Origin of the sequence: Raoultibacter massiliensis (assembly GCF_900199545.1) — a bacterium.
GTDB classification, from domain to species: Bacteria; Actinomycetota; Coriobacteriia; order Coriobacteriales; family Eggerthellaceae; genus Raoultibacter; species Raoultibacter massiliensis.
The window spans coordinates 1,343,251-1,359,550 of sequence record NZ_LT962671.1 but is presented as its reverse complement, the minus strand read 5'-3'; the positions used below and the strand labels follow the sequence as shown (position 1 = coordinate 1,359,550).

General features: G+C 59.0%; 13 protein-coding genes. All 13 read left to right on the top strand.

Annotated elements, in window-relative coordinates; all coding sequences use genetic code 11:
- The first annotated feature begins 19 nt into the window (after nucleotides 1–19).
- A complete protein-coding gene (locus C1719_RS10060) occupies nucleotides 20–1,318 on the top strand; it encodes an MFS transporter (RefSeq protein ID WP_102374980.1) in 1,299 nt (432 codons plus the stop codon).
- A 45-nt stretch (nucleotides 1,319–1,363) separates the two neighbouring features.
- Nucleotides 1,364–3,973 carry a molybdopterin-dependent oxidoreductase gene (locus C1719_RS10055; protein ID WP_102374979.1) on the top strand — a complete coding sequence of 870 codons (2,610 nt, stop codon included), beginning with the start codon at nucleotides 1,364–1,366 and terminating at the stop codon, nucleotides 3,971–3,973.
- 5 nt (nucleotides 3,974–3,978) lie between these two features.
- A complete protein-coding gene (locus tag C1719_RS10050; RefSeq protein WP_102374978.1) occupies nucleotides 3,979–4,794 on the top strand; it encodes a 4Fe-4S dicluster domain-containing protein in 816 nt (271 codons plus the stop codon).
- A 44-nt stretch (nucleotides 4,795–4,838) separates the two neighbouring features.
- The gene (locus tag C1719_RS10045; protein ID WP_102374977.1) at nucleotides 4,839–6,251 is read left to right on the top strand and encodes an SLC13 family permease; all 1,413 of its coding nucleotides are present in this window, start codon (nucleotides 4,839–4,841) and stop codon (nucleotides 6,249–6,251) included.
- Nucleotides 6,252–6,440: 189 nt separating this feature from the next.
- Nucleotides 6,441–7,679, top strand: a complete 1,239-nt coding sequence (locus C1719_RS10040; RefSeq protein ID WP_180963557.1) for a LysR family transcriptional regulator — start codon at nucleotides 6,441–6,443, stop codon at nucleotides 7,677–7,679.
- A 352-nt stretch (nucleotides 7,680–8,031) separates the two neighbouring features.
- Nucleotides 8,032–8,946, top strand: coding sequence for a methionine ABC transporter ATP-binding protein (locus C1719_RS10035; RefSeq protein WP_102374975.1), 915 nt, complete (start codon nucleotides 8,032–8,034; stop codon nucleotides 8,944–8,946).
- 1 nt (nucleotide 8,947) lies between these two features.
- On the top strand, nucleotides 8,948–9,625 hold the full coding sequence (locus C1719_RS10030; protein WP_102374974.1) for a methionine ABC transporter permease: 678 nt from the start codon (nucleotides 8,948–8,950) through the stop codon (nucleotides 9,623–9,625).
- Nucleotides 9,626–9,736: 111 nt separating this feature from the next.
- Nucleotides 9,737–10,588 carry a MetQ/NlpA family ABC transporter substrate-binding protein gene (locus C1719_RS10025; RefSeq protein ID WP_102374973.1) on the top strand — a complete coding sequence of 284 codons (852 nt, stop codon included), beginning with the start codon at nucleotides 9,737–9,739 and terminating at the stop codon, nucleotides 10,586–10,588.
- Nucleotides 10,589–10,897 (top strand): MetQ/NlpA family ABC transporter substrate-binding protein, encoded by a 309-nt coding sequence (locus tag C1719_RS16220; RefSeq protein ID WP_102374972.1) that lies wholly within the window; start codon nucleotides 10,589–10,591, stop codon nucleotides 10,895–10,897. It begins immediately after the preceding gene.
- A 439-nt stretch (nucleotides 10,898–11,336) separates the two neighbouring features.
- A complete protein-coding gene (locus C1719_RS10015; protein ID WP_102374971.1) occupies nucleotides 11,337–12,680 on the top strand; it encodes a glutamine synthetase family protein in 1,344 nt (447 codons plus the stop codon).
- Nucleotides 12,681–12,689: 9 nt separating this feature from the next.
- Nucleotides 12,690–13,364: a winged helix family transcriptional regulator gene (locus tag C1719_RS10010; protein WP_102374970.1), complete on the top strand. Its 675-nt coding sequence runs from the start codon at nucleotides 12,690–12,692 to the stop codon at nucleotides 13,362–13,364.
- Nucleotides 13,365–13,445: 81 nt separating this feature from the next.
- A complete protein-coding gene (locus C1719_RS10005; protein ID WP_102374969.1) occupies nucleotides 13,446–14,438 on the top strand; it encodes a glycosyltransferase family 2 protein in 993 nt (330 codons plus the stop codon).
- Between the two features lies 1 nt (nucleotide 14,439).
- Complete coding sequence (locus C1719_RS10000) at nucleotides 14,440–16,140, top strand: ArnT family glycosyltransferase (RefSeq protein WP_102374968.1); 1,701 nt, start codon at nucleotides 14,440–14,442, stop codon at nucleotides 16,138–16,140.
- Nucleotides 16,141–16,300: the final 160 nt, after the last annotated feature.

Genomic DNA, 16,300 nt, shown 5'->3' with positions numbered 1-16,300 from the left:
CATCAGGATAGGGGGATCTATGGCAACATCCGTTTCTCGTTACGGCGTGCAAAGCCGCCAGCTCAATTCGACGGAGCGCTGGCTGTGCTTCGCCGCGCTGTTCTTCCTCGGTTTTACCGCGACGTTCAACCAGTTCAAAGCCGCGCCTGCTATCCAGTTCATCGGTGCCGATTTAGGAATGTCCGTTGAAATGCTCAGCCAGATCATGGGGGTGTTTTCCATTGCCGGCATGCTGCTGGCCTTTCCGGGAATGTTCGTCATGCAGCGCCTGGGCATAAAATTCTCCATTGTCGTCACGTCGGCGTTGCAGCTGGTCGGCTCTCTCATTTGCGTGTTTGCTCCCGACACGGCGCTGTTTTTGGCGGGGCGCACGCTTGAGGGCGTGGCGTACGGTTTGATTTGCGTCATCGGCCCCAACATCATGCCCCGCCTGTTCCCCCTGAAAGACCAGGGTTTGTGCATGGGCATTTGGTCTCAGTGGACGCCTGTCGGCGTGGTCATAGCGTTCTTCACCGCTCCGATGATATTCGATGCCGCCGGCGGCGCCGCGCTTGCGTTCTCGTGGAGGCCCATCTGGTACGTTTCCATTGCCATGGAAATCGTATCCATCGTGTGGCTGCTGGTCAGCTGCAAGATGCCCGCCATTCCCGAAAACGAGTTGGTCGACGGTGACCCCTCGCGTCGAAAGAAGCCGGGTCGCAACTACATGCTGGCCGGTTTCGTTGTGTGCGCGTTCTTTTTCGTGTGGGTGTTCGATTACGTTGCGAACATCAACACCCTGTATCCGACGTTCCTTCAAAACGTCAAGGGCTTAAACGTATTCGATTCGGCCATGCTTCCCAATTGGACGGCTCTCATTTCCATACCGCTCGGCATCGCATTCGGCGTGGTTGCCGACAAGCTCAACTTCCGCAAGTGGATGATTGCGGGCGGCTATCTTCTAGTGGCTTTGTGCATGGCGTTCTTCTACTTCACCCCCGGCACCGATATGACGGGTCCCTGGACCGCGAGCATTCTCATGGGCCTGTGCGGTGCGCTTGTGCCTACCGGCACCCGCGCCATCGCTCCGGTGCTCGTTCCCGAGCCGAAGAAAACCGACCTCGTGCTGGCCACGATGGCGTTTGCCACGGGTGTCGCGCAGGTTGTGGGAGGCTACATCGTCTCGCCTATCGTCGCGAGCGTTGGCTGGCAGGCGAATGCGCAGTTCGTTTTGGCGCCGCTTGCCGTGCTCGCTGCCGTGGCGGTCATCGTATTCGTGAAGTCCGACAAAAAGATTTCCGAGGTGCGCGCCGAAGAGCGTGCGCGCCTCGAGCAGTAGCCGCATGCCGCTATCAAGCGAGAAAAGAGAGAAAGGGAGCAGACGTTGAAAATCACCGAGAAAACCGTCGTGCACAACCTCGGGTTGGAGTCGTTCGGGGGAGGTGCGAACATTGTCGCCGCCGATGTTCTGGATGGCAAACTGGCGCGCATTCGTCCCGTTCACTTCGAAAACGACTACACGAAAGAGGAGTTGAACTACTGGACCATCACCGGGCGCGACGGTAAGACGTTCGAGCCGGGAATGAAATCGTATACGCCGCCGTTTCCGCTAGTCTACAAACGTCGCACGTATTCCAAGAATCGCATTCCGTATCCGATGAAGCGCATTGACTGGGATCCGAACGGCGATCGGCATCCCGAAATGCGCGGTACGAGCAAATACGAGCGAATCAGCTGGAACGAGGCGTGCGAGATCATCGCGAGCGAGATCAAGCGCGTGCACGACGAATACGGTCCGAATTCCATTCTCTGCCAAGCGGACGGCCATGGCGAGAGCAAGGCGATCAACACCCCGCATGGCTGCATGACGCGTCTTTTGGGCGAATGCGGCGGGTTCACCATCCAGAACCGCAATCCCGATAGCTGGGAGGGTTGGTATTGGGGCGCGAAGCATGCGTGGGGCATGGATCCCGTCGGACAGAACACCCATTCCACGAATACGGCTCAGGATATCGCTCAGAATTGCGATGCGCTTCTGTACTGGGGTTGCGATCTTGAGACCACCACGTGGGGCTGGGGCGGCCAGATGGCTTCCCGGATGGCGTTCTGGTTCGAGGATTGCGGCATCAAGAACTTCGCCATCGCTCCCGACTGCAATTACACGGCTGTCGTTCATGCCGATAAATGGTTCCCCGTATTTCCGAATACCGATGCCGCGCTGCAGTTGGCGATCGCGTATGTGTGGATGACCGAGGACACGTACGATCGGGAGTACATCGAAACGCATTCCGACGGCTTCGATTGGTTCGAGTACTACGTGCTCGGCAACGAGGACGGCGTGCCGAAAACGCCCGAATGGGCCGAGCCCATCTGCGGTATTCCCGCGTACCGCATCAAGGCGCTTGCTCGTTACTGGGCAAGCCATGCGGTATCGATCGCGCACTGCAACGGAGGATCGTTCATCCGGTCGGCATTCGCCCACGAACCCGCCCGTTTGGAGGTGTATCTGCTGGCCATGCAGGGCGTAGGCAAGCCGGGCCGCATTTCCATCAAGTACATAGAATGGGTGTTGTTCGGCATGTCTTCGTGCAGTCCGCTGCCGCTTTCGAAGGTTATTCCCAATACGGCCGCCTGCTACAACGGCCCCCTCATCGGTCAGGGCGGTGACAGCTTCGTTCCGAAAGTGCATATTCACAAGGCTCTGCGCGGCGAGGAATTGGAGTGGTACGGCCATGGGACGGCCGCCGATCCGCGTGCGGATCAGTTCAAGCACTTCCGGTTTCCGCTTGACGGCGATGCGGGTGTGAAGATGCTGTGGTCGGACAATCCGGCGTTCACGACCAGCCTCAACGGCGGCTATGAATTCCAGGATGCTCTGAAAAGCGAAAACCTTGAGTTCTACCTGGTGCAGGCACCGTGGTTTGAGGACGACGCCCGTTTTGCCGATATCGTGCTGCCCATCTGCACGAAGTTCGAGGTCAGCGATTTCGGTACGGACAACGATTCCGGCCAATGGAGCGCCGTCACGTTCGAAGAGGCCGCCATCGATGCGGTGGGGGAGGCGAAGTCGGATTGGATCGCCGTGCAGGAGATCGGCCGGGCGCTCGAGAAATTCGGCGGCGTGTACGAAGGCATCGTGCAGCGCATGACGAAGGGCAAAACCATCGAACAGCAGGTGAGGGAAGGTTACGAGGCGTGCGGCATTCCCGAAGAGGACCGGGATTTCGAGGCGTTTAAAAAGCGGGGTTACCAATTGATTCCCACCGAAGAGGGATGGGAAGACCAGCCGGTTGGCCTGACGCCGTTTGCGGAGGATCCGGCGGCTAATCCTCTCGAGACGCCGACGGGCTTGATCGAATTCTACTCGCAGCCACTGGCAACGATGTTTCCCGATGACGAGCTCCGCGGCCCGGTTGCGCATTGGCGCGAATCCGGCGATGGCCATGATGATCGCCGCAGTTCCGATCGCGCGAAGAAGTATCCGTTCCTCATCGTATCGAACCACCCGCGTTGGCGCGTTCACGCCGAATTCGACGATGTCGAGTGGTTGCGCGAAATCCAAACGTGCAAGGTCATCGGTCCCGACGGATACGCCTACGAGCCGCTGTGGATGCACCCGACGGATGCGGCGAGCGTGGGCGTGGTCGACGGCGATGTAGTGAAGGTCTACAACGAACGCGGCAGCGTGCTCGGCGGCGTTCGCGTGACCGAGCGAATCCGTCCCGAGGTCGTGTACATGGATCATGGCGCGAACTCCGACGTTATCGTGTCGGGCATGGGCGGGCTCGACCGCGGCGGTGCCATCAACCTCATTTGCCCGACGGCAACGACATCGAAAAACGCCGACGGCGAAGTGACGAGCGGCTATTTGGTGGGCGTGGAGAAGGTCGATGTGTTCGAACTCGCCGCGAAGTATCCCGAAGAGTTCAACAGGAATCGGTACTACGACGCTTCCTACGGCCAGGACGTACGTGATTACATCGAGGAGGCATAAAGGGCATGAAAGCACTGATAGTAGATCTGAACAGGTGCAACGGCTGCTACAACTGTCAGCTTGCTTGCAAGGACGAGCACTGCGACAACGATTGGGCTCCCATTGCCATCGCGCAGCCGCAGACCGGGCAGTTTTGGTGCCGTGTGGATGAGGAGGAACGCGGCCGAGTGCCGGTTGTGCGCGTTGCGTATACGCCCGTGTTCTGCGGGCACTGCGATGCATGCCCCCTGATCGAGTTGGCACCCGATGCGGTCTATCGCCGCGAAGACGGTTTGGTGGTCATCGACCCCGAGAAGGCGCGCGGACGTCGTGAACTCGCCCGGGCGTGCCCGTTAGGCATGGTGTACTTCAACAGCGAAGCCCAGGTTGCCCAAAAGTGCACAGGCTGCGCCCATTTGCTTGATAGTGGCTGGTCGCAGCCGCGCTGCGTCGATGCTTGCGCGACCGATGCGCTGCGTTGGGGCGATATGGAGGATTTCGCCGACGAGATTGCCGAAGGCGAAGCGGATGAGCGCCTGAAAGATTTGGGCTCGCATGTGTACTACCTCAACCGTCCGAAACGTTGGATCGCCGGCACGGTGGCGAATCGCGGCGAGAACGAGGTGATCGTCGGCGCACCGGTAACCATTTTCGATGCGGATGGCAGGGCCGTCGCGCGGGTGGAGACCGACGAATTCGGCGATTTCCGTTATTGCGAATGCGAAAAGACGTCGTATCGCGTGCGTATCGAGGCTCCTGGCTACGACGCGATCGAACTCGATGCCGATTGCGCTGCCCGAGATGTTGTGCTGGACGACGTGTTCGTGGACATGCTGCGCTAGCGGTTGTCTGAAACTTTCATTGGCAAACGATCAAAGGGGAAGAAATGAAGGAGAAGTCGGCGGCTGTCCGCCTTGGAATTATCGCGTTGGGGATCATCGCGCTCGTGGCGCTTGGCGTGACCCCGACGCCGGATGGGTTGAGCTGGGCCGGGAAGATGTCGCTGGGCATTTTCGTTGTGGCGATCGTGTTCTGGGTTACCGAGGTCATGCCCATTGCCGTGACGGGTTGGGCTATGGTCGGTCTCGTTCCCTTGTTGGGTATTTTGCCGGCGGCTGATGCTTGGACGGCCTCGATCAACAACGCGATCATCTTCTATTTGTGCTGCTTTGCATTCGCGTGTTTCGTGGCGCGGTCTTCGTTCGCCGTGCGTTTGACGGGCTTTATCCTCAAATGGGCCGGCACGAATTCTTCGCGCGTTCTGCTGGGGTTCATGGTTGGCACGGCGCTCATATCAACGCTTATGGATAACTTGCCGCTGACGGCGGTCATGCTGCCGATCGCGTATGCGGTGCTCGATGCCAACAACACCCCGACGGGCGGTAAATCCGCATTTGCCAAATGCATAGCAATCGGCATTCCGTGGGCTGCCGCCTTGGGCGGCGCCATGACTCCTTCCGGCTGCATCATCAACGTGCTGGCGATGTCTCTGATCGAGCAGAATTTCGGCGTGCACATCAGCTTTGTCCAATGGATGGCTTTCGGCGTGCCGCTCGCTGTCATCACCATCCCGGCCGGCTGGTTTGCGCTCATCAAGATATTCAAGCCCGAATCCTTGAGCCAGGAAGCGGTGGATGCCGGCATCGCCCGCGCTTCTTCGCTGGGCAAGCTGCCTCGCCACGAGATTGCCGGTTTGGTTGTCATGCTGGCTACCATGGTCATATGGATCGCGAGTTCGTGGGTTACCGCTATCGACATCACGGTAGTCAGCCTGCTCGCGCTCGGCCTCATGTTCTTCCCGGGTGTCGAAGCCATCAAGTTCAACCACTTCTTGGAGGATTCGCCTTGGGGCATGATGCTTCTCATGATGGCCGTCAACGTTTTGGTGGCTGCGTTGATGGGCACGGGCGCCACTGCGTGGCTCGTAAGCGTCGTGATGGCTCCGATGACCGCGTGGCCGCTCATCGTTACGCTCACCGCCTTGTCCGTGCTTGGCTGCATTCTGCACAACGTCATTCCCGCAGGTCCCGCATGCGCCGGCCTCATCGCCGTACCGTTTGCGACCATCGTGGCAAGCATGGGCGGCTCCATTGCCGCGACGTGCGCCATGGTCGGTTTCTGGTCGGCCATCGCGCTTATGCTCCCGCTTGACGGCGTGCCTCTTCTGTCCTATTCGAGCGACCGCAAGTACTTCAGTTTCGGCGATATGGTGAAAGTCGGCTGGGCTCCCAGTCTCGTGATGGTCATCATCACGGTGACCATCACTCCGATGACCGCCGGCTTGCTCGGCCTTCCGTAGGCGTTTCGGTTTTCCGTGGATAACCTGCGCAAGCGGGATATCCGTTTGCGGTGTTGCTTCATGCCCGATTGCGGTTATAATCGCAATCGGGCGTTGGGGTATCTGCGCGCGAGTTGTTTGCCCGCCTTGGGTGAAAGGCTTTTCGGTGCAATTTCTTCGCGTATGGACAGTGGTTCTCAGGGGGTTGTCATGCAGACGAACTATCTGAAGTACTTTGTCGACGTTGCTCGTCACGGGTCCATTTCGGCGGCGGCCAATATCAACTTCATATCTTCGCAGGGGATGAGCCGATCGCTTGGGGTGTTGGAAACGGAGCTGGGTTGCAAGTTGTTCCGGCGTACGTCGAACAAGATGGTGCTGAACCGCTACGGCGAGGCACTGCTTCCGTATGCCAGCGAAATGCTGCGCGCGCAAGCGGATATGCTCGCATGCGTTGCCGAGCTCAATGCAGACGAGCAACGCGGCGAAGACGATGGGGTGGTGGCCTATCTGAACAACGTGTGTTTCGATTCCGCGTTTTTCGGTCCGCTCGTAGACAGTTTCGACGAGGTGTCGGCACGTGCTCGGTACTATCAATGTGATAACGACGAAGTGGTGGAAAAGCTCCTGTCTTCGGACGAGGGCGACCCTGTCATCGGGCTGCTGTGTCTGTTCAGCACCGACGAGGATCGGAATGCGCGCTTCGTCCACGCACTGCAACAGCAGGGGTTCAAATACCAGCCGTACCTGCATTCCTACGATGAGGTGCTGGTATCGAAAGGGTCCGATCTCGCCAAGCGCCCGTCGTTGTCGAGAGCCGATATCCTATCCAAGCGATTGATCGTACCGAAGGGCGACATTCGCCGCGTTGTGGAATCAAAATTCGGAAGCGACGCGATTTCGATGGTGACGAGCGACAACTCCTTCCGATTCAAAGTGGTGGCCGCCGACGAGGCCATTACGGTGGTGCCTGCGTTTTACAAGCTGCTCGATCCTCTCAACCTAATGCGCGACAACGATTTGGCCACCGTCCCCATGAAAGATCCGTATTATCTGGAGATAGGGTTTGCCGCTCGCCCCGAGGTGCTCGACAGCCTGTTCATCAAAGATTTTTTCTCCAAGCTCAACTCGTATTACCTTGCGTGTTCGAATTCTCAGTACATGACGCTGATCACCAGCGATTTGACCGTGTATCGCCCGGATGGGACGTTCGACGAACGATCGGATGCCGAATCGCTCAATGCCATCGAAGACCGATTCGGGATATCCCCGCGCGAGCGCGACGTATTCGAGTGTTTGGCCGAAGGCGATACGGCTATGGCCATAGCCGATAGGCTGTACATATCGACGGCTACGGCCAAAAGCCATATCTACAGCATTTACAAGAAGCTCGGCATCCATTCGCAAAACCAGTTGCTCGCGATCGTGGAAGAGGCGAAGCGATCCTGAGCTGATTCGAGAGGCTGGGCGGCAAGCCTCTCGAATTCAGGCGCGTCGGGCTGGCCAAGGCCTTTCCTTGCCGCCCATTGTTCGCCGCTCGCCGTCCTGATGGTTTTCGGCATCGGTCCCGGATCAGGTCGGATCGCTCCGAATTGCGGTTTAACGCTTGACATCCCGAGAGCTTCGACTAATATTAACCCGTTATGAGTTTCGAATTCGTACATAGCATGATGATGTGCATGCCCAAGCCTGGGTTCGTCGGCGTGCGCGCGGACACTCAGGCCTAGCTTTCGCGCGGCCATATCTCAACCATGTACGGCCGCATATCATGTTAGTTATTCTGTACGAGGAAATCTGAACAATGATCCAGATAGAGCATCTGTCTAAAACATACGACGGCGTATCCGAGCACCATGCGCTGACCGACGTGAGCCTCACGATCGAAGATGGCGATATTTTCGGCATCATCGGAGAGTCTGGCGCGGGCAAATCGACGCTCGTTCGCTGCATAAACCTTCTTGAGCGCCCGACATCCGGCCGCATCGTCATCGATGGCGAGGATGTGACGGGTTATTCGGGCAAGCAGCTTCTCAAGCTGCGCAGCTCGATCGGCATGATCTTTCAGGACTTCAGTCTGTTTCAGCAGCGGACGGTGCTGAAGAACGTAACGTTCCCGCTTGAGCTGCGTCGCGATAAGAAGGAGCATCGGGAGCAGCGCGCACTCGAGCTGCTTGAACTTGTGGGGCTTTCCGAAAAGGCGAAAAGCTACCCAAGCCAGCTTTCGGGCGGCCAGCAGCAGCGTGTCGCCATCGCCCGCGCACTTGCGAACAATCCGCGCGTCATGCTCTGCGACGAGGCGACGAGTGCGCTCGACACGCGTACGACCGTTTCGATCCTCGGGCTTTTGCGCGACATCAACCGAGAGCTCGGCGTTACGATGATCGTCATCACGCACTCGCTTGCGGTGGCTGAAAAGATCTGCAACAAGATCGCGGTCATCGATAAGGGCCGTATCGTGGAGACGGGAGAAACCGCTGCGGTGTTCTCGAATCCGCAAAGCGAGGTTACCCGTGAGCTTTTGGGCACCGATTCCTTGTCGGGCGATTGCGGGGCAACGGCGTCGCGCGCTCCCCGGCAGGTGCGTCGCGAACCCGCCTCGGCCATCCTTGCCGATGCCCTCGATGCCGCGTCCGCTCCCCTCGTCAATGCGGGCTGTCCCGATGAAGTCTGTCAGGCGACGCGCGGGGGAGAATCTGTCGAAGGGCGGGTGAGGTAGCATGGGCGAACTGCAGGTGTTTTTTGCGGAGTACGGCGCGCTGCTCGCCGCGGAAACCTGGAATACGGTTCTCATGACGCTTATTCCGACTGTTGTGGCCTATCTCGTGGGTATCCCGCTTGGCGTGCTTTTGTTCATATCGGCGCCTGGGGGCCTGAGGCCCAATCGGGTGCTCAATGCGGTGCTTGGTTGGATAATCAACATCGGACGCTCCATTCCGTTTGTGATCCTCATCGTTGTGCTGATTCCCGCGACGCGGCTTGTCATGGGTACGACGCTCGGCGTTCCCGGTGCCATATTCCCGCTCATCATTGCCGCGGTTCCGTTTGTTGCGCGCATGGTCGAGCAGAGCCTCGCGGAAGTCGATGCGGGACTCGTCGAGGCGGCGCAGAGTTTCGGCGCGAACATCTGGCAGGTTGTCGTGAAGGTGTACCTTAAGGAAAGCGTTCCTTCTCTCGTTCGCGGTGCGGCCATTACGCTCATCACGCTGCTCGGCTACTCGGCTATCGCCGGCATGGTTGGAGCGGGCGGCTTGGGCGACGTGGCGGTCAGGTACGGATATATGCGCTACGAAGTCGAAGTCATGGTCGCGGCGCTTCTCATCTGCATCGTGCTCGTGCAGATCATGCAGAGCATCATGAACGTGGTCGCCCGCCGTGTCGACAAGCGGTCGAGATAGCGCGCTTACCGTAAACGTCATCACTTCGAACAGGTTTTTCCTCGTGCATACACTAGAATTCTAAACTCATACGTGCATTCGCGTATTGAAAGAAAAGGGAAGGGCAATACCATGAAATTGAGAAACGTAGTAAAAATCAGTCTTGCCGCAGCGCTTGCGTGCGGCGCCCTCGGCTTGCTTGCGGGTTGCGGATCGGACGGTGCCGGCGATGCCGCCGCGGGCGGTTCGTCCGATGACAAGGTCATCAAGGTCGGTGCTTCTCCTGCGCCGCACGCGGAGATACTCGAGCAGGTTAAAGACCAGCTTGCCGAAGAGGGCTACACGCTTGAGATCCAGGAGTTCTCCGATTACGTCCAACCGAATCTCGCGCTTTCCAACGGCGAGCTCGATGCGAACTACTTCCAGCACATCACCTATCTTGAGGATTTCGATGCCGAGCGCGGCTTGGACCTCGTTTCGGCGGGCGGCATCCATTTCGAGCCGCTATGCGTCTATCCCGGTAAATCGGCAAGCTTCGAGGATCTTGCCGACGGCGCGCAGATCGCCGTTCCGAACGACGCGACCAACGAGGCCCGCGCCCTGCTTCTGCTGCAGGATCAGGGATTGATCAAGCTCAAGGATGGCGCTGGTTTGACGGCGACGAAAAACGACATCGTCGAGAACCCCAAGAACATCGAAATCGTCGAGGCTGAGGCTGCCGTGCTTCCGAGAACGCTTACCGATGTTGATCTGGCTGTGATAAACGGCAACTACGCCATCGGTGCGGGACTCGATCCGTCGACCGCCATCGCGAGCGAGGAAGCCGATTCCGAAGCGGCCGAGAAATACGTGAACGTTATCGCCGTGCGTCCCGCCGACAAGGATTCCGAGAAGATCCAGGCGCTCGTCAAGGCGCTCCAGAGCGATACCGTCAAGCAATACATCGATTCCACGTACGACGGGGCAGTCGTCACGACGTTCTAAGTGCGGCGCAGGCGATCCTGCATACCGCAAACCGCAGCCTCCGAGCAGGCTGCCCTGCATACCGCAAACCGCAGCCTCCGAGCAGGCTGCACGAAGATTCATCGGGAAAGGTCAGCTTACGGGCTGGCCTTTCCATATCGGCGGCTGCNCGATTCCGAAGCGGCCGAGAAATACGTGAACGTTATCGCCGTGCGTCCCGCCGACAAGGATTCCGAGAAGATCCAGGCGCTCGTCAAGGCGCTCCAGAGCGATACCGTCAAGCAATACATCGATTCCACGTACGACGGGGCAGTCGTCACGACGTTCTAAGTGCGGCGCAGGCGATCCTGCATACCGCAAACCGCAGCCTCCGAGCAGGCTGCCCGGCATACCGCAAACCGCAGCCTCCGAGCAGGCTGCACGAAGATTCATCGGGAAAGGTCAGCTTACGGGCTGGCTTTTCCATATCGGCGGCTGCTGCCAGGCGTAGCTCGGGCAGGCTGTATGCATCGGCGGTGCGAGAGCATCAAACCCCCGCCGGTCTCATTTCGACACGATGGCAAATCTGTAGTACATTACATTTTTGTGCCATGGAAACTGTTTCTTTTCTAGCAAACCAAAGCGTTGCGGATTTGACTTCGTGGTTCCTTGGACGACGTAATCGAGGCGCGTAATCAACTTGAAATAAAGCGCAGTATAATGAAAACATCACAGAGTATTCCGCCGAACAAGAGGCGGCGCGCCGTACCGCGACCGAAAGAAGGCATCGATGACGACGAATCCCGATCAGGATTTTGTGCTTAAGACAATCAAGGGCCGCGACGTCCATTTCGTGCGTTTTTGGTTCACCGACGTGCTCGGCACCATGAAATCGTTCGCCGTCATACCGAGCGAGCTTGAAAACGCGTTCGCAGAGGGGATGGGCTTCGACGGCAGCTGCGTCGAGGGCTTCTGTCGCACGCAGGAGTCCGACATGCTCGCGTACCCCGACGCATCGACGTTTCAGGTGCTGCCATGGCGTCCCGATTCGAACGCGGTCGCGCGCATGTTCTGCACGATCAAGACGCCTTCGGGAGAGCCGTTCGAGGGCGATCCCCGCACCGTGCTCAAACGCATTGTCGATCGGGCGGCCCAGATGGGATACGTCTTCAACGTGGGGCCCGAACTCGAGTACTATTACTTCAAGGACGCCGAGGGAACCGAAGTGCTCGACCGCGGCGGCTACTTCGATCTCACCTGCCTTGATTCGGCGAGCGATTTGCGCCGCGATACAGTGCTGACGCTAGAGAAGATGGGGATACCCGTCGAATACTCGCATCATGAGAACGGCCCCTCTCAGCATGAGATCGACCTGCGCTATTCCGATGCGCTGTCCATGGCCGATGCGGTGATGACCTACAAGCTCGTAGTGAAGGAAATCGCCATGAAGCATGGCGTCCACGCATCGTTCATGCCCAAACCCATGGCAGACGAGGCGGGAAGCGGCATGCATGTGCATCAGAGCCTGTTCGATATGGACGGTAACAACGCGTTCTTCGATCCGGAAGACCCTCAGGGCTACAACCTTTCGAAGGTGGCGAAGCACTACATCGCAGGCCTTTTGAAGTACGCCCCCGAATTCTGCGCGATCACGAACCAGTACGTTAATTCCTACAAGCGCCTGGTCGACGGCGGCGAGGCCCCCATATACATCTCGTGGGCGCAGCGCAACCGATCGACGCTGGTGCGCATACCCGGCTACAAACCCGGCAAGGAGAGCGCGTGCCGCATCGAGCTGCGCAGCCCCGATCCCGCCGCGAATCCCTACCTTGCATTTGCGACGATGCTTGCGGCGGGCCTCAAGGGCATCGAAGACGAGCTCGAACTGCAGGCGCCTGCCGAGGATCGCGATCTTTTCAGATTGTCGCGCCAAGAGCTGCGCAAGCAGGGCTTTGCGACGTTGCCCGACAGCCTTGGCGAAGCAGTCGAACTGTTCGCGTCCTCCGGTTTCATGCGCGAGGTTCTCGGCGAGCACATCCATGGCTACCTGGTCGAAGCGAAGCGCGAAGAGTGGAACAGCTACCAGCGCAACGTGACCCAGTGGGAGCGCGATCGCTATCTGGCTGCTCTCTAGGAGGCGCGCATGCAGAGGAAACAGGTTATATTCATAGCGGACAGCCTTGATAACGCCCATAAGTTCCAAGCGGTGCTCTCGGCGCTCGACGTTGACGTTTCGGCGGGATCTTCGGTGCAGTTCAAACGCCTGCTCGAGCAGCACCCCGGGTGCGATCTCGTCGTCTACGAGGCGCGGGGGGACGGTCTGCAAAACGTGTCGCGCGTCGAATCGACGCTGCTCGAAGACGGCTGCGGCTCGCTGCTTGTGATCGTCAACGACGACCAGCTTTCGGAATTCAGACTGCCTGTGCAGGTGAAGAGCGATTTCGTCGTGCACGGCGCCACGGCCGACGAGTGCTCTGCTCGCATCCGGCAGCTCCTGTGGCCCGGAAACGAGAGTTCGACATCCGACTACATCGCGATCGATGCGATGACCATCAATCTGGCGACCTATCAGGTGAAGGTAAACGGCGAACCGCTCGACCTCACCTATCTCGAATACGCGTTGCTCGCATTTCTCGTGACCCATCCCGGCCGCACGTATTCGCGGGATGCGCTTCTTCGCCGCGTCTGGGGCTTCGACTACTACGGTGGGTCGCGCACCGTCGACGTGCACGTGAGACGCGTGCGAGCGAAGCTCGGCCCCGAGTTGGCCCAACGGCTCGAAACGGTGCGCGGGGTGGGCTACCTTTGGTCTATGTAGGACCTTCGCAAACGATGGGCTATGGTATAATTCCAATCTTACTGCCCCCTGCGACAACGTCGCGTGCGACCTTGAGGATCAATGGAGCCTGAGAACAACCTGCCAGATGCCGACGGGCGTGCGTTCGCTCGACAAAAGCCGAGCCTCGGCATCGTCGTGCCTTGCTACAACGAGGAAGAGGTGCTCGGTGAAACCGCGGCTCGCTTGAAGGCGCTGGTGCGCGGCCTGCTCGACTCCGGCGTGATCCGAGAATGCCGCATTCTGTTCGTCGACGACGGCTCGATCGATGCAACGTGGCAGATCGTGTGCGATCTCCATGAATCCGATCCCCTTTACGCAGGACTCAAGCTCAGCCGAAACCGAGGCCATCAAAACGCGCTCTTGGCGGGTTTGATGCATGCAAAAAGCCGATACGATGCGGTGGTTTCGCTCGATGCCGATCTGCAGGACGACATCGGCATCATCCCCGATATGCTCGCCGCCTTTCAAGGGGGAAGCGATATCGTTTACGCGGTGCGCGAGTCTCGCGCAACGGATTCGTTTTTCAAACGCACGTTTTCGCAGGGGTACTACAAGGTTATGGAGAAGCTCGGATCCGACGTCTTGTACAACCATGCCGACTATCGTCTCATGAGCCGTCGCGCGCTGTGCGCCCTATCGGAGTTCGACGAGGTCAACCTGTTTCTGCGCGGATTGGTGAGGCTCGTCGGGTATCCGAGCAGCGTCGTGTACTACAAGCGCGCGGAGCGCTACGCAGGCGAGAGCAAGTATCCGCTCGGCAAGATGCTGTCGTTCGCATTCGAGGGGATTTCGTCGTTCAGCACGAAGCCGCTCAAATTCGTAACGATTGCGGGGGGGGGCGTCTCTGTGCTTTCCCTTGTCCTGTTCGTGTACTTCATCGTCCAGTACGCGCTTGGCAATACGGTTGCCGGATGGTCGAGCCTCATCGTTTCGGTGTGGTTTCTCGGCGGTCTCATGCTGCTTTCCCTCGGCATCGTCGGTCAGTACGTGGGAAAGATATACCTCGAGGTGAAGCATCGGCCTCGCTATATCGTCGAGGACGTTGTGGAATAGCATGGGTGCGTTGCGCAATCTCGGCGAGGCGATCTCGCGGTGGAACAACCCGTTTTGCGATCCGCGTACGCGCAGAGCGGCCCTGTTCGCAATCGTTGCGATCGGCGCTTTGCTGCGGGTGACGATGTGCTTCGTGGGCTATCCGCATCAGCTCCATGCCGACGAGATGAACGTCATCGAGCCGGCGGTCGAGATGATCGAACGCGGTTCGTATCTGTCATACGTTTATTTCCACCCCGATCACTTTCAGATCAAGATATGCGCGTTTCTGTTCAACGCGTATTCGCTGCTGCGCTACGGTGCCGATGCCGCAGCCGTCGGTGCCATTCCGGCGTTTTACGTGATCGCGCGCCTGGTGACTGCCGTCTGCGGCATCGCGATGATTCCGGTTGCGCATTGCCTACTCGAGCGGATCAAGCGGGGCACCGGCGTGTTCGCGGCATTCTCGGTCGCGTTCTTTCCCGCTTACATCACGCACTCGGGGTACGCTTCGCCCGACGTGCCCCTCTCTCTTGTCATTCTCGTGCTGATATACCTGGGCGTTCGCCATCTCGAACGCGGCGGCATCGGAACGGTCGTTGCCATGGGCGTCGCCACGGCGATCGGCATGACGACGAAGTACCCGGCGGCGATCTGCTGCTTCTACGTTGCGGGAATCATCGTCGTCGAAGGCTTCCGCACGCGCAGCGCGAAGGAGATCGCGCTTCGGATCCTGCTTGTTGCCGCTGTTGCGTTCGTCTGTCTGTTCGCAATATCGCCGAATCTGGTGACCGACCTCCCTTCTGTGCTCGCATCCTTGCGAAACGAGGCGCGCACGGTTCATCTGGGGGCTGACGGCCTGGGATTTTTCGGAAACCTCTGGTTCTATGCGACAGGGCTTTTCTCCATCCCCGATGCAACGTACAACGATACGCCCTACACGAGCCTCGAGTCGATCGTTTTTTTGGCGGCCGGCATCGCCTTGCTCGCACGCCGCAAAGCGCGCTATCTGATACCGTTTTCTCTCTGCCTCTTGCTGTGGGTTTGCCTAAGCGTGTTCGGACTGCACTGGCTTCGATGGGGGCTTCCCATGTATGCGGGGCCGCTTGTCCTGATGGGTTTGGGCCTTTACGCGGCGGTGGCTGCCTCGGCGACGCTTCTCGGGAGGACGCCTGCCGCGCCCGATGGCGCAAGGCGGAGTCGCGGCGGCTTGTTCGCGTTCGGCGGGATTGCGATCGCCCTTCTTGCGGCCGTGTTCTCGTTGAACGCCCTTGCAAGCTCGGTTGCGCTTGCAAAGAGCGCCGTTGTTCCCCAGACGAGAGTCGAGGCGCTCGCGTACTGTGAAGAGAACGGCATCACGCCGCAGAACAGTGCGTTCGACGGCTACACCCCGTTCAATCTGCGGCTTGCCGGATCGGCTGCCGATTCGTTTGCCGATGCGGCTTCCCTGGAGACCGCTGAAAACGAAGGCATCGACTACATCGTCATCAGCAGCTACATGTACGAGCGCTACGATCCGTCCAACCCCGATCACATGGATGCGATACGCTTCTACAGCACCGTGCGAAGCGAGTGCGAGCTCGTCGGCGAGTGGAAGGCGACCGAAATAGAGCAGACCCCGTTCGGACTCGTCAACCTGATGGCTAAAATCGGCTACCTCGCCGCTCCTGCGAACGAATGCCTCGCGGGTCCCGACATCGCGATCTATCGCATTTCCGAATAGGCGAGGTGGCCCCTGCGGCGGATCGCGGCTTTCTGCGGGCTGCCGCATGCAGAAACGCCGCCTTGGGTCGTGTGATCGCGGTCCTTTTCGGCAACGCGGCACCGCCCTGATTCGAATCTGTTCTATACTTTCTCGGAACACGAAATAACGGAGGATGCAC